Below are 13,298 nucleotides of genomic sequence, written 5' to 3'. Positions count from 1 at the left end.
GCGCCTTCAGGGCGCCTTCAGTGGCGGTGGACCCGATTGGCGATGGCGTGCCCGACGAACAGGTACACCACCGCCGCCAGCCCATAGCCCGCCACCACCCTCGCCCACGCCTCGTCGAAGGTGAACAGGTCGTGGGACCAGCCCGCCAGCCAGCGGGCCACGCCATGGACGAACTGGACGAACTCGTTGCCGCGATTGGCGTCCAGCAGGTACATGAGGATCCACAGGCCCAGGATCAGGGCCATCACGTCGGCCACGACCGCGATGACGGTGCCGGCCTGGTTCGCGCCGTTGCGATATCGGGACATGCTCCTGCGGGTTACCGCTCCCACGCGTCCGAAACCCGGCCCACGAGGAAGGGTCGTTTCGCCGCCGTTGAGCAGAACGGTGAGGACAAGGTCCCGCTTGCCCGGGAAGGTGCCCACCTGGAACCGCGGACACGGCGAACTCACCCTGAACCCGATCGCCATCTTCCTCTGAACCCCGGCGCCACCCTCAGGAGTTGAGCTCCGCCAGCACCCGCAGCGTCTCCGGATCCGGCGCCACCACCAGCAGATCCGTCACCGGCCCCTTGCGCCACGCCTCGAGCCGCTCCGCGATCCGCTCCCGCGGACCGACCAACGAGATCTCGTCCGCGAACGCATCGGGCACCGCCAGCACCGCCTCCTCCCGCCGCCCCGCCAGGAACAGCTCCTGGATCCGCCGCGCCTCCTCCTCGTACCCCATACGCCCCATCAGATCGGCATGGAAATTACGCGTCGCGTGCCCCATCCCCCCGATGTAGAACCCGAGCATCGCCTTCACCGGCAACAGCCCCTCGGAGACATCCGCACAGACCTTGACGCGGACGAGGGGCGCCACGACGAACCCCTCCCGCAGCTCCTCCAGCCCCGGCCCGTACGCGTCCGGCCGGCCCGGCGACCAGTACAACGGCAGCCACCCGTCCGCGATCCGCACGGTCTGCGCCACATTCCGCGGCCCCTCCGCACCCAGCAGCACCGGCAGATCCGCCCGCAGCGGATGAGTGATCGACTTCAACGGCCGCCCCAGCCCCGTCCCGTCCGCCCCCCGGTACGGGTGCGCGTGGAACCGCCCCTCCAACTCCACCGGCGCACGCCGCGCCAGCACCTGCCGTACGACCTCCACGTACTCCCGGGTCGCGGTCAGCGGCGACTTCGGGAACGGCCGCCCGTACCAGCCCTCCACCACCTGCGGACCCGACAACCCCAGCCCCAGCATCATCCGCCCGCCCGACAGATGGTCCAGCGTCAGCGCCTGCATCGCCGTCGTCGTGGGAGAACGCGCCGCCATCTGCGCCACCGCCGTCCCCAACCCGATCCGCGAGGTCCGCGCCGCGATCCAGGTCAGCGGAGTGAACGCGTCCGAACCCCAGGACTCCGCCGTCCACACCGAGCCGTACCCGAGCCGCTCCGCCTCCAGCGCCAGCTCCACATGACCGGGCGCGGGGCCACGACCCCAGTAGCCGAGCGCGAGACCGAGCCGCATACCTGCCTCCTGACGAACCGTCAGATTCTGGACCGGGCTGCGACTGTACGACAACGGCCCCCCACCCGGAAGGGCGAGGGGCCGTCGGTACGAAGCGTCCGCTCAGCCGCGCTGGATACCCGACGTGTCCCGCAGCACACCACGCCGCCCGTCCTGCGTCTGGGCCACCAGACCCTGCGCACCCTGCTCGACCGCGAGGTACCAGGTACCCGGCGCCAGCTCCGCGATCGGCATCGGCGCACCGTCCTCCGCGTACAGCGGCCGCGGCACCGGCACCGCGAACCAGAACGGCGAGAAGTCCGGCGCCGGCGGCTGCGCGGCCGGCCCCGGCTGCGCCCCGAACGGCTGCCCCGGCTGCGGCTGCCCACCGAACCCGGCCTGCGGCTGCGCCCCCGGATACCCGTACCCGGCCGGCGGCTGCGCCCCGTACGGCTGAGGCGTCGGCGGCTTGGGCGCGGGAACGAGCCCGGCCTGCAGAGCGGGCACGAGCGGGGTGGCGACAGCCGCACCGGCCATGAGCAGGGTGGCGATCAGGGCGATGATGAGACCGGTGCCGGCGTCCGGACCGTTGGAGCTGTCACCGACGTTGTCGTAACCCCCGGCCGGGTCGAAGACGTTGCCGAGCGCGCTCCACGCGGCGAAGACCGTGAAGGCCACACCGAACTGACGCAGATCCAGCCCGACGATCTTGCGCTCCTGCGGCAGCATCCTGCTGACGACGACGATTGCGGCGCCGATGATTCCCGCAAGGACGACACCCAGCAGAACCGGCCCGCTGCCCCACAGGCTCGGAAGGTCGATGTTGTCGGGCACGCCGTCGATCGAATAGAGGTCGAGGAACGACGCGATGAACAGCAACACCGCTGCTCCGATCACCACGCCGTCGCCCCGAGTGAGGGAGCGGATATTCACTTCAGGTCCTTCGTCAGTCGTCTCGTCGTCATCGGTACGTCCGGTAGAGGCGTCGCTGTCACCTTGCCGCCCTCGGGCCCCGGTGTGAAGCGCGTGGAACCCCCTGATCGCAGGGACGACACTATCGCCCGCGCGATCGGACTGTCCGCCGGGATCAACGTGCGGATCACTACCCGCCCAGGAAACTCACGATTCCCTCAGAGATCCCCTGCGCCGCCGTCTGCCCCCGGGCGCCGCTGGTCAGCGGCGCCGCGTCCTTGTTACCGCGCGGAGTGCCGAACTCGATGAACGCGTAGCGAACCGTTGACAGATTGAGACCGCGCAGGCTCTCACATGTGACGGGACCGGCGCTGCACCGCTGCGGTCGCAGGGTGAGCGCCGGTGGCGGACGACGGTGGTCGGCGTCGGACCTCGCGCCGAGCCATCAAGACGATGAGCGGGATCTACCTCTCCTTGTAGGTGAAGCAGACGCCGATCGGCTTGTAGGCAGTCTTGTTCCTCTCGACGATCTTCTGTGTGAGGTTGTCGAAGATGTCGAACTTCTTCCCGCTGTACTTCGCGTAGGCGGTGAGAGTGCCGTGCTTTCCTCGGGACACCTCTCGGCTCCCGCTGATCGTGATGCTGCGGCTCTTCTGGACGTTCCAGCCGACGCCTGCGCTGATGACCTTGTAACTCACGCCGATGTCGGCGGAGAGCGTCGTGCTCACCGACTTGGTTTCGGAGATGGTGAGCCTGATACCGCCGGACCCGGACGCCTTCGCGATCGGAGACGTGCCGCACTTCGTCCCGGCGGACCTGACGTTCACCAGCTTGCCGAGCGGGTAGGCGGCGGCCGCGGTGACGGCGCGGATGTCGGTGGAGCGTTCTGCCGACTGGGCTTCGGCTGTTGAGCCCGCGCCGACCAGGCAGGTGGTCAGAGCGGTAAGCGTGCTCCCGAACCGCACCATGTGACGGCTTTTCATCGTGCCCCCCCTTTTGATCGTTGAAGAATTTCTTCGATCACGTTTGGTCGATCGGAGTTGATCAAAGGGGCGCGTGCGCCCGCAATGGACTTGAGAAAGATCTGAGCATGGTCATGACGATATTGCGCCAGTGTCGTGCACCGGTCATTTACGCAAGAAGCCTGCAATCCCCTCGGAGATCCCCCGCGCCGCCTTCTCCCGCCAGGCGCCGCTGGTGAGCAGGGCCGCGTCCTTGGTGTCGCGCATGTTGCCGCATTCGATGAACACCTTGGGAACCGTCGACAGATTGAGGCCGCCGAGGTCCTTACGGGTGTCGAGGCCGGTGCCGTCGCCGATGTAGTTGGACGGTGAACTGCCGGTGCTGTGCGCGAAGTCGGCCGCGATCAGCTTCCCCAGGTCCTTCGACGGGGCGACGATCGAGCGGGTGTCGGCGGCGCCCTCGTGCACCAGGCCCGGCAGGATCACATGGAAGCCCCGGTTGCCCTCCGCCGATCCGTCCGCGTGGATCGACACCACCGCGTCGGCGTGCGCCGCGTTCCCGATCCGGGCCCGCTCGTCGACGCACGGACCGAACGGCCGGTCCCCGTCCTGGGTCAGCTTCACCGTCGCGCCCTGCTCCTGCAGCAGCGCGCGCAGCCGGTGCGCCACGTCCAGGGTGAACCTCGCCTCGCTGTACCCCGCGTTGGTGGACGTCCCCGTGGTGTCGCACTCCTTGAGGTTGGTGCCGATGTCCACCTTGCGGTTGATCTCGGCGGTGTGCTGGGAGTTGGTGACGTTGTGCCCGGGGTCGATGACGACGACCTTGCCCTTGAGGGGGGTGGCGGTGTCCTGGCCGGGGGAGGCGGAGGCCGAGGCCGAGGCGGAGAGGGTGCCGGCCTTGTCGTCGGGGGTGCTGCCGGGGGGTGAGTCTGCGGCCCCTGTCGGGGCCCCCACCCCCACCCCCGCCGCCCCGTTCCCGCTGTTGCCCGATCCGCCCAGCGCCTCGTACACCAGCCAGCCCAGCAGCGCCCCGGGCACGAGCGCGGCCAGCGCCACCGTCAGGGTGCGCCGCAGCGGTGAGCGGCGCGGCTGCGGTGAGCCATAGGGGTCGTACGGGTCGGTGGGGCCGAAGGGCTCGGAGTGCGGACCGGTGTAAGACACGCCTGCCACCCTAACGGGCACCCCCGCCCGGACCCGGGAACCGCGGCCCCGCCGCCCGGCCGCCGCGCTACCCCGTCACCTCCGCCGACTTGTACTCCGTGCCTGCCGGGGCCAGGCAGACGAACCAGTTGTACGGGGAGCCGTCGATCGTGCGGATGGTCAGGTCGTCGCTGTTGACGTCGGCTCCCGCCGGAACTCTGTGGATCTTCGTCGTGGTGCCGTCCTTCCAGGTGCAGGTCACCTCGCGGGCCGTCTTGGCCACATGGCCGATCACCAGGCGCTCGGGTCCTTCGGAGGCCGGGGAGAGGGGGACCGCGGCGGCGTCCATGTCCTTGCCCGTCATGGTCTCGTCCGGGCCGGTCAGCCCTTGCAGGGTCAGGTGCTCCCACTCTTCGCCGTTCTGCGTGGTGGTGCCGCGATGGACGAACCAGGCGCTTCGGCCGACCAGCTCCTCGGGCGTGTTCACGCCGGGGGTCTCGCCGTACCGCGCCATCGCGCTCATCGAGGCCCGGGCGTCCTTGATGCCGACCGGTGCCGGCCAGACGTCGAGGGTGACGCGCCACTCCGCGCCCTGGTCCGTGCCGGTCGCGAGGATGCCCCCGGTGCGGGGCTGGAGCGGCTCCGGTGAGCCGGTCGTCGTCGTGGGGGCCGCTCGGTTCCCGCCTCCGGGGAGGCCGGTCAGTGCCAGAGCTCCCGTCGAGCCCGCGACCACCAGCGTCGTGGCCGCCGCGACCGCCCAGCGGCGGGCCCTGCGGCGGCGGCCGCCGCGGATCAGCGCCTGGGTGGGGGCTATACCGATCTCGACCTCGTCCGCGGCGTCGGCCAGCAGCAGGGCGATGTCGTGCTGTCCCATGGGGTGGTCCGTCTCCCGGTCCGCGCTCATCACTTCCGCCCTCCGTACGTCACCATGTCCGCCAGCGCCGGTATGGCGCGAAGCTTCGCGATCCCCTTGGCCGCGTTGCTCTTCACCGCGCCGACCGAACAGCCCATCGCCGTCGCCGTCTGCGTCTCGGTCAGGTCCTCCCAGTACCGCAGGACCACCGCCTCCCGCTGCCGTGGCGGCAGCTCCGCGAGCGCCTTGAGCAGGGCGTGGCGGTCGTCGGCCTGCGCGATGCGGTCGCCGGTGTCGGCGACCTCGTGCGCCGGGCCCGGGTCGTCGCCCTTCGGGGCGAGGAACTCGCGCAGTCTCCTGCGGTACCTGCGGGCATGCGCGTTGATCATCACGCGCCGTACATACGCCTCTGGCTCGTCGGCCGAGGCGACCCTGCGCCAGGCCACGTAGACCTGCTCCAGGGTCGTCTGGACCAGGTCCTCGGCGGCGTGCTGCTCCCCCGTGAGGAGAAACGCCGTGCGCATCAGCCGCGGCCAGCGGCCGATGACGAAGGCCTGGAACTCGCTGTCCCCGGCCTGTTTCGATTCCCCCATGTGCGCCTCCTAGATACACAAAGGAGGCCATGAGGGGGCCGGACCGTTGCCTCGGACGGTGACGGAGTGTGCGGAGATTCTCCCGCGTCCTTCGAGCCTCCGCCCCGCCTCCGCCCCGCCTCCGTCCCGCTTCCCTCCGGCTTCCCTCCCGTTTCCCAAGAGAAGCTAAAGAAATTGTTAGTACGCCGAAGCATCGGAATAGTTGCCCGTGCATACAGGTTCAGCTTCCACGTACCCCTGAACGTCCCGCCCCGGAGGCCCCCACCCCATGACGCACACGACCGACCGGCCCACCCGCCAGGCGAGCGGAGCCGTCGTCCCCGTGCTCGCCTTCGCGGGCATCGTGGTCGCGGTGATGCAGACCCTGCTCGTCCCGGTCATCAAGGACCTGCCGCAGCTGCTGGACACCGCCCCGAGCAACGCCACCTGGGTCCTGACCTCCACCCTGCTGTCCGGCGCCGTCGCCACCCCGATCATGGGACGCCTCGGCGACCTCTACGGCAAGCGGCGCATGCTGATCCTCAGCCTCGCCGTGATGGTCGTCGGCGCCCTGGTCAGCGCCCTCACCAGCACCCTGCTCCCGATGATCGTGGGCCGCACCCTCCAGGGCTTCGCGATGGGCGCGATACCCCTCGGCATCGGCCTGATGCGCGACATGCTGCCCCGCGAGAAGCTCGGCTCGGCCATGGCCCTGATGAGCTCCTCCATCGGCGTCGGCGGCGGCCTCGCCCTGCCCGCCGCGGCCCTGGTCGCCCAGCACGCCGACTGGCACGCCCTCTTCTACGGCGCCGCCGGCCTCGGTGTCCTCTCCATCGTCCTCACCCTCCTCGTCGTCCCCGAGTCCCCGATGCGCGCCGCGGGCACCTTCGACCTGCCGGGCGCGCTCGGCCTCTCCGCCGGCCTCGTCCTCTTCCTGCTGCCGATCACCAAGGGCAGCGACTGGGGCTGGACCTCCGGCACCACCCTCGGCCTGTTCGCCGCCTCGGCCGTCGTCCTCGTCCTGTGGGGCGTGTACGAGCTGCGCATCGCCGCCCCGCTGGTGGACCTGCGGACCACGGCCCGGCCCGCCGTCCTCTTCACCAACCTCGCCTCGATCATGGTCGGCGTCAGCTTCTACGTCGTCTCGCTCGTCCTTCCGCAGCTCCTCCAGCTGCCCACCGCCACCGGCTACGGCCTCGGCCAGTCCATGGTCGTCGCCGGACTGCTGGTCGCCCCGCTCGGCCTGACGATGATGTTCACCGCGCCCGTCTACGCCCGGGTGTCCGCCAAGTACGGCCCCAAGGTCACCCTGATCCTCGGCATGCTGATCATCGCGGTCGGCTACGGCGCCGGACTCGGCCTGATGAGCGCGGCCTGGCAGAGCCTGGTCATCGCGGTCGTCCTCGGCGCGGGCATCGGCCTCGCCTACTCCTCGCTGCCCGCGCTGATCGTCGGCGCGGTCCCGGCCTCCGAGACCGGCGCGGCCAACGGCCTCAACACCCTGATGCGGTCCATCGGTACGTCCGTGTCGAGCGCCGTCATCGGCATGGTCCTCGCCAACACCGCCAACGACGTGAACGGTGTCGCCGTCCCGACCATGCACGGCTTCCGTGTCTCCTTCCTCATCGCCACCGGCGCCGTGGCCGTCGGACTGCTCTTCGCGCTGATGCTGCCGAAGGGCAATCGGGCGCCGCAGCTGCGGGCCGCCAGCGCCGGGGACGAGATCGTCGAGCGCGCCGAGGAGGTGCTGCGCGGCTTCCGCGGGCTGGTGCTGGACGCCGAGGGCGCGCCGGTGGCACGGGCCACGGTCACGCTGATCGACCACCGGGGGCGGCAGGCCGGGGCGACCGTCTCGGGTGAGGACGGGAGCTATGCGCTGGGCGTGCCGGCGCAGGGGGCGTATGTCGTCGCTGCCAAGGCTTTCGGGCATGGGCCGCTCGCGTCGTCCGCGTCCCATCACGGGGAGGAGCGGGCGGTCGAGCTGGATCTGTCGCTGCCGGGGGAGACGGTGAGCGCGTAACGCGCCTCATGAGGTGCCGGGGTGCGTCGGCCGGCGGCTGCGGGTTCGGCGTGGCTTGTCGCGCAGTTCCCCGCGCCCCTGAAGAAACCACTCCCCGTCCCTGAAGGATCCACTCCCCGTCCCTGAAAGACCACGCCCGTACCCCCTGTCGCATGCGCGGCCGGGGGTACGGCAGCATGGGGCCCGCTGATGTGCCGTACGACCGAAAGGCGCTCCATGGCCGCCGCCGTCCCCAAGCCCGCAGTAGTCGCCGCGTTCGAGGCGGCCAAGGGGTTCATGCCCGTGGACGAGGGGCTCGCGTTGTACGCGGCTGCCGTCGGGGTCGGGGCGCTCGGGCTGCCGTTGCTGGAGGTCGGGACCTACTGCGGGCGGTCCACGGTGCTGCTGGCCGACGCGGCCCGGGAGGCCGGGGTCGTCGCGCTCACCGTCGATCACCACCGGGGCAGCGAGGAGCAGCAGCCGGGCTGGGACTACCACGACCCGGAGACCGTCGATCCCGAGATCGGGCTGATGGACACGCTGCCCACCTTCCGCCGCACCCTGCACCGGGCGGGTCTGGAGGAGCACGTCGTGGCCCTGGTCGGACGCTCCCCGCAGATCGCGAAGATCTGGAACTCGCCCCTCGGTCTCGTCTTCGTCGACGGCGGTCACACCGACGAGCACGCCACCGCCGACTACGAGGGCTGGGCCCCGCATGTCGCCGAGGGCGGCCTCCTCGTCATCCACGACGTCTTCCCCGACCCCGTCGACGAGTTCACCGGGCAGGCTCCCTACCGGGTCTATCTGCGGGCCCTGGCCTCCGGCGCCTTCACCGAGGTCCCCGGCACCGGCTCGCTGCGGGTGCTGCGACGCACCGGCGCCGGGATCTGAACCGTCGGGCCCAGGAGGCCCCGACGGCCCCGGAGGCCCCGACGGTCCGGTCCGCTACAGCCAGCCCTGGTGGCGGGCCTCGCGCAGGGCTTCGGTCCGGTTGCGGGTGCCGGTCTTGCCGATGGCCGAGGAGAGGTAGTTGCGGACGGTGTTCTCCGAGAGGTGCAGTCCCGCCGCGATGTCGGCGACCGTCACCCCGTCCGCCGACGCCTTCAGTACGTCGCACTCGCGGGTGGTGAGCGGGCTGGGGCCGGCGCTGAGCGCGGCCGCGGCGAGTGCCGGATCGACCACCGTCTCGCCGGTCAGCACCCGGCGGATCGCCTCCGCCAGCTCCTCCACCGGACCGTCCTTGACCAGGAACCCGGCGGCCCCGGCCTCCATGGCCCGGCGCAGATAGCCGGGTCGGCCGAACGTCGTCAGGATCAGCACCCGGCAGCCGGGCGCCTCCTCCCGCAGGACGGCGGCGGCGTCCAGGCCGCTCATGCCGGGCAGCTCGATGTCGAGCAGGGCCACATCGGGGCGGTGGACCAGGGCCGCGTCCACGATCGCGTCCCCGGTGCCGACCTGCGCGACGACCTCGATGTCCGGCTCCAGCCCCAGCAGCAGGGCCAGCGCCCCGCGCATCATGCCCTGGTCCTCCGCCAGCAGGACCCTGATCGAGCGGGCGGGACGGCGGTCGCGGGGCATCTCGTTCACCGGTCGGCCACCGGGCATGTCGTTCACGGCCCAAGCGTAGAGCCGGTCTGAAGGGACGGCACCTCCCTTGCGGGTGCGGAGCAGCCGATCACCGCGTCCGCCCGCTCCGGTCGCTCCGCTCCCGGGAAGCCTGGATCCACCGGGAGTTCCGCGGTCACCGTGAAGCCGCCGCCCCGGCCCGGACCCGCCGTCAGGGAGCCGCCCGCCGCCGCCAGGCGCTCGCGCAGACCGGTCAGACCCGTGCCGGTGCGTTCGGTTCCGTAGCCGTCGGTGTCGCCCTTGCCGGTGTCGGCGGCACCCGTGCCGTTGTCCGTGATCGTCAGGGCGACCCGCTCCGGTGTCCCCGACACCGTGATCTCGCAGCGGGTGGCGCCGCTGTGCCGGACCACGTTGGTGACCGCCTCGCGTACCACCCAGCCCAGCAGGGCGGCGGTCCTCGGCTCCACGGGCGACCCCGACCGGTGCACGGACGGTTCCACGCCCGCCGCGGTGAGCGCCGAGTGGGCCCGGTCCAGCTCGGTCGCGAGGCTGCCCTCGCGGTAGCCGGTGACCGCCTCCCGTATCTCCGTCAGCGCCTGGCGGCCCACCGACTCGATGTCCGCGATCTGGGTGAGGGCCGCGTCGAGCCGGGCGGGGGCCAGCCTGCGGGCCGCCTCCGACTTCACCACGATCACCGAGAGGGTGTGCCCGAGCAGATCGTGCAGATCGCGGGAGAAGCGCAGCCGCTCCTGGTCGACCGCCTGACGGGCCAGCTCCTCGCGTGCCGCCCGCAGCTCCCGGACGGCTTCCGACAGACTCAGGATCACGGCCGTCACGATCGTCGAGATCCAGGTGGCGTACGCGGTGTCCAGTCCGCCCCAGCCCTCGCGGCGGAAGGCGACCGCGGCCGCCACGACGGCCAGCGCCACCCCCGCGAACTTCAGCGGCCGGCCGCGCAGGGACGCGCCCGTGGCGAGGCCGAGCAGCGGGAAGAACAGCACCCAGCTGCCGCCGTAGCCGAGGGCGAGACCGATGGTCACCAGCGCCATGACGGCCAGCGCCACCCGGGTGGAGCGCGACTCCCGCTTCTCCTTCACGAAGGCGCGGACGGCGACGTAGATATAGCAGGAGTTGAAGGTGAGCACGCCCAGGCCGCCCAGCCACGGGTTGGGGGTCTCGCCCTGGAAGAGGTTGGAGAAGGCGCCCATGCCCAGCAGCAGCCAGGGCAGCAGGGCGAAAGGGTGCGACGGCGGGCCCGGGGGCTCGGCGTCCTTGCACTCCCGGCGCTGCTGCCCTTCCCGTCGTACGCCCGCCCGCCAGGCCTCCATACGGGAGGCGAGCGCACGCCTCCGCCCGGACCGGCCCGGACCCGGTGTCGACGTCGTCATCTCTGTTGCCCCCGTTCCAGCGGTGTCCACGCTCTCGACGCTACGGCCCCGGGCGGCGCTCCGGCAGATCGGGATGTCACCGGTCCACCGGTACAAATGTCACAGTGCCCGGGCCCACCCGTCCGTACCCCGCCCGATCTCTGACACCCCGTCAGGAGCCTTCACAACTGTCGAGCGCTGGGCTATACAAAAGGCGCCGGACTGGAACGCGTTCTAGGTCGGCGCGCGACGGCCTCGGTGCGCCCGATCGGTGCGGACGGTCGCACCGAGGTCTTGGACAGGTCCGTGCCCTCCACGGACACCACCGTGCCCTCCACGGACACACAGGAGCCCCATGCCCATCGACGCAGCCAAGGCACTCGCCGCCGAACCCCGGTCCGGCGAGATCTCCTGGACCCGCAAGGACGTCCAGCTCTACCACCTCGGGATCGGCGCCGGCATCCCCGCGACCGACCCCGACGAGCTGCGGTACACCCTGGAGTCCCGTCTGCACGTCCTGCCGAGCTTCGCCACCGTCGCGGGATCCGGCTCGCCCGGTGTGATCAGCGGACTGTCCATGCCCGGCGTCGACGTCGACCTCGCCCGCGTCCTGCACGGCGGCCAGCGCCTGGAGATCCACCGCCCCCTGCCCACCGAGGGCACCGCCACCGCGACGGGCCGTATCGCCGCCGTGTACGACAAGGGCAAGGCCGCCGTCCTCGTCATGCGCACCGAGGTGGCCGACGCCGACGGCCCGCTGTGGACCAACGACGCCCAGATCTTCGTACGGGGAGAGGGCGGCTGGGGCGGCGACCGGGGGCCGTCCGGACGCCTCGACGCACCCGCCGGGGAGCCGGACCGGACCGTCGAGCGGGCCGTGCGCGAGGACCAGGCGCTGCTCTACCGCCTCTCCGGCGACTACAACCCCCTGCACGCCGACCCCGAGTTCGCCAAGCGCGCCGGGTTCGACCGGCCCATCCTGCACGGCCTGTGCACCTACGGGATCACCCTGAAAGCGGTCGTCGACACACTGCTCGACGGGGACGTGAGCCGGGTGCGGTCGTACACCACCCGCTTCGCCGGTGTCGTCTTCCCCGGGGAGACCCTGCGCATCCGGATGTGGCGCGGGCAGGGCGAGGCGCGGGTCGCCGTGAGCGCGGTCGAGAGGGACGACGCGCCCGTCCTCGCCGACACGATCGTCGAACACTCCTGAACCCCAGCCAAACCCGAGCCCGAACCCAACCCCGACCCCAACCCCGACCCCGACCCCAACCCCAACCCCAAACAGAACCCGAACCCGAACCCTGGACGCCCTGAGGGGAGCCGCACCATGCGCGCAGCCGTACTGCACGAGATCGGCCAGGACAAGCTGGAGGTCCTCGACGACGTCGAGGCGGTCGGGTTCGGCCCGGGCCGGGTCAGGATCCGGGTCCGGGCCACCGGGCTGTGCCACTCGGACCTCTCCGCGATGGGCGGGGTGCTGCCGCAGCCCGCGCCGTTCGTGCCCGGACACGAGGGCGCGGGCGAGATCCTGGAGGTGGGCGAGGGCGTCACCCGGGTGAAGCCCGGTGACCGGGTGGTGGTCTGCTGGCTGCCCGCCTGCGGCGCCTGTCCCGCCTGCAAGCGCGGCCAGACCGAGCTGTGCCTGGCCGGGTTCATGAACGCGGGAACGCCCAACTTCCGCCGTCCCGGAGGGGATGTGTTCGGTTTCGCGGGCACCGGTACCTTCGCCGAGGAGGTCGTCGTCGACGCGGGCTGCGCGGTCCCGATCCCCGACGACGTGCCGTTCGACATCGCTGCGCTCATCGGCTGCGGGGTCACCACCGGCCTGGGCGCCGCGCTCAACACCGCCGACGTGGCGGCCGGTTCGTCGGTCGCCGTCATCGGCTGCGGCGGGGTCGGCATCTCCGCCGTGCAGGGCGCGCGGCTCAAGGGCGCCGCCGAGATCGTCGCCGTCGATCCCGTCGCCTCCCGCCGTGAGTCCGCGCTCCGGTTCGGCGCCACGCGGGCGGTCTCGCCGGAGGAACTGCCGGGCGCGAAGCAGGAGGTCACCGGCGGCGAGGGCTTCGACTACGTCTTCGAGGTCGTCGGCCGCTCCGCCACCGCCCGCACCGCCTACGAGAACACCCGGCGCGGCGGCACCCTCGTCGTCGTCGGCGCGGGCGCCATGGACGACCACCTCCAGCTCAACATGTTCGAGCTGTTCTTCGACGAGAAGCGGATCCTGCCCTCGATGTACGGCGGCGGGGACGTCCTGACCTCCTACGAGCGGACCATCGCCCTGTGGCGGGCCGGCCGGATCGACCTCGCCGGGCTCATCACCCACCGCGTCCCGCTCGCGGAGATCAACGAGGCGCTGGACCAGATGCGCACCGGGACCGCCCTGCGCACCTGCATAGAGATCTGAGGGGCGGACCCACGGATGGCATCAGGGACGGGACC

At 71.5% G+C, this 13,298-nt stretch carries 13 protein-coding genes and 1 pseudogene; 4 read left to right on the top strand and 10 right to left on the bottom strand.

What is annotated here, in order from left to right:
- Positions 1-17: 17 nt before the first annotated feature.
- The 8 genes and pseudogenes from ABZ490_RS33045 to ABZ490_RS33010 all read right to left on the bottom strand — a co-directional run bounded on the left by ABZ490_RS33045 (position 18) and on the right by ABZ490_RS33010 (position 5,945).
- Entirely contained in the window at positions 18-308 is a 291-nt protein-coding gene (locus tag ABZ490_RS33045) for a hypothetical protein (protein WP_358998329.1), read from the bottom strand.
- Between the two features lie 187 nt (positions 309-495).
- Positions 496-1,506, bottom strand: a complete 1,011-nt coding sequence (locus ABZ490_RS33040) for an LLM class F420-dependent oxidoreductase (RefSeq protein WP_358998326.1) — start codon at positions 1,504-1,506, stop codon at positions 496-498.
- A 102-nt stretch (positions 1,507-1,608) separates the two neighbouring features.
- Complete coding sequence (locus tag ABZ490_RS33035) at positions 1,609-2,418, bottom strand: DUF5336 domain-containing protein (RefSeq protein ID WP_358998323.1); 810 nt, start codon at positions 2,416-2,418, stop codon at positions 1,609-1,611.
- Positions 2,419-2,587: 169 nt separating this feature from the next.
- Positions 2,588-2,764, bottom strand: a pseudogene (locus ABZ490_RS33030) (N-acetylmuramoyl-L-alanine amidase); the annotation flags it as partial.
- A 97-nt stretch (positions 2,765-2,861) separates the two neighbouring features.
- Complete coding sequence (locus tag ABZ490_RS33025; protein ID WP_358998320.1) at positions 2,862-3,380, bottom strand: hypothetical protein; 519 nt, start codon at positions 3,378-3,380, stop codon at positions 2,862-2,864.
- A gap of 144 nt (positions 3,381-3,524) precedes the next feature.
- Positions 3,525-4,433, bottom strand: coding sequence for an N-acetylmuramoyl-L-alanine amidase (locus ABZ490_RS33020; protein ID WP_358998394.1), 909 nt, complete (start codon positions 4,431-4,433; stop codon positions 3,525-3,527).
- 154 nt (positions 4,434-4,587) lie between these two features.
- On the bottom strand, positions 4,588-5,403 hold the full coding sequence (locus ABZ490_RS33015; RefSeq protein WP_358998317.1) for a hypothetical protein: 816 nt from the start codon (positions 5,401-5,403) through the stop codon (positions 4,588-4,590).
- Positions 5,403-5,945 (bottom strand): SigE family RNA polymerase sigma factor, encoded by a 543-nt coding sequence (locus tag ABZ490_RS33010; RefSeq protein WP_358998314.1) that lies wholly within the window; start codon positions 5,943-5,945, stop codon positions 5,403-5,405. The genes ABZ490_RS33015 and ABZ490_RS33010 overlap by 1 nt, the downstream gene beginning before the upstream one ends.
- 268 nt (positions 5,946-6,213) lie before the next feature.
- Between ABZ490_RS33010 and ABZ490_RS33005 the strand changes: the two genes are divergently transcribed.
- Positions 6,214-7,944, top strand: coding sequence for an MFS transporter (locus ABZ490_RS33005; protein WP_358998311.1), 1,731 nt, complete (start codon positions 6,214-6,216; stop codon positions 7,942-7,944).
- Between the two features lie 216 nt (positions 7,945-8,160).
- Complete coding sequence (locus ABZ490_RS33000; protein ID WP_358998391.1) at positions 8,161-8,814, top strand: class I SAM-dependent methyltransferase; 654 nt, start codon at positions 8,161-8,163, stop codon at positions 8,812-8,814.
- Between the two features lie 54 nt (positions 8,815-8,868).
- Here ABZ490_RS33000 and ABZ490_RS32995 read toward each other — a convergent pair whose 3' ends face one another.
- Positions 8,869-9,501, bottom strand: coding sequence for a response regulator transcription factor (locus ABZ490_RS32995; protein WP_358998388.1), 633 nt, complete (start codon positions 9,499-9,501; stop codon positions 8,869-8,871).
- A 32-nt stretch (positions 9,502-9,533) separates the two neighbouring features.
- Complete coding sequence (locus tag ABZ490_RS32990) at positions 9,534-10,817, bottom strand: sensor histidine kinase (protein WP_358998385.1); 1,284 nt, start codon at positions 10,815-10,817, stop codon at positions 9,534-9,536.
- A gap of 394 nt (positions 10,818-11,211) precedes the next feature.
- On the opposite strand from ABZ490_RS32990, the gene ABZ490_RS32985 reads away from it, so the two are divergent.
- Positions 11,212-12,069, top strand: coding sequence for a MaoC/PaaZ C-terminal domain-containing protein (locus tag ABZ490_RS32985; RefSeq protein ID WP_358998308.1), 858 nt, complete (start codon positions 11,212-11,214; stop codon positions 12,067-12,069).
- Between the two features lie 117 nt (positions 12,070-12,186).
- Positions 12,187-13,263: a Zn-dependent alcohol dehydrogenase gene (locus tag ABZ490_RS32980; RefSeq protein ID WP_055636572.1), complete on the top strand. Its 1,077-nt coding sequence runs from the start codon at positions 12,187-12,189 to the stop codon at positions 13,261-13,263.
- Positions 13,264-13,298: the final 35 nt, after the last annotated feature.

Source organism: Streptomyces sp. NPDC005811, from assembly GCF_040630405.1.
In the GTDB taxonomy this organism is placed as follows: domain Bacteria; phylum Actinomycetota; class Actinomycetes; order Streptomycetales; family Streptomycetaceae; genus Streptomyces.
This window is presented reverse-complemented; position numbering and strand designations above follow the sequence as displayed.

Coding starts and splice junctions, on each gene's coding strand:
- ABZ490_RS33045 (WP_358998329.1), bottom strand. CDS start 308: ATGTCCCGATATCGCAACGGCGCGAACCAGGCCGGCACCGTCATCGCG.
- ABZ490_RS33040 (WP_358998326.1), bottom strand. CDS start 1,506: ATGCGGCTCGGTCTCGCGCTCGGCTACTGGGGTCGTGGCCCCGCGCCC.
- ABZ490_RS33025 (WP_358998320.1), bottom strand. CDS start 3,380: ATGAAAAGCCGTCACATGGTGCGGTTCGGGAGCACGCTTACCGCTCTG.
- ABZ490_RS33015 (WP_358998317.1), bottom strand. CDS start 5,403: ATGAGCGCGGACCGGGAGACGGACCACCCCATGGGACAGCACGACATC.
- ABZ490_RS33010 (WP_358998314.1), bottom strand. CDS start 5,945: ATGGGGGAATCGAAACAGGCCGGGGACAGCGAGTTCCAGGCCTTCGTC.
- ABZ490_RS33005 (WP_358998311.1), top strand. CDS start 6,214: ATGACGCACACGACCGACCGGCCCACCCGCCAGGCGAGCGGAGCCGTC.
- ABZ490_RS33000 (WP_358998391.1), top strand. CDS start 8,161: ATGGCCGCCGCCGTCCCCAAGCCCGCAGTAGTCGCCGCGTTCGAGGCG.
- ABZ490_RS32995 (WP_358998388.1), bottom strand. CDS start 9,501: ATGCCCCGCGACCGCCGTCCCGCCCGCTCGATCAGGGTCCTGCTGGCG.
- ABZ490_RS32990 (WP_358998385.1), bottom strand. CDS start 10,817: ATGGAGGCCTGGCGGGCGGGCGTACGACGGGAAGGGCAGCAGCGCCGG.
- ABZ490_RS32985 (WP_358998308.1), top strand. CDS start 11,212: ATGCCCATCGACGCAGCCAAGGCACTCGCCGCCGAACCCCGGTCCGGC.
- ABZ490_RS32980 (WP_055636572.1), top strand. CDS start 12,187: ATGCGCGCAGCCGTACTGCACGAGATCGGCCAGGACAAGCTGGAGGTC.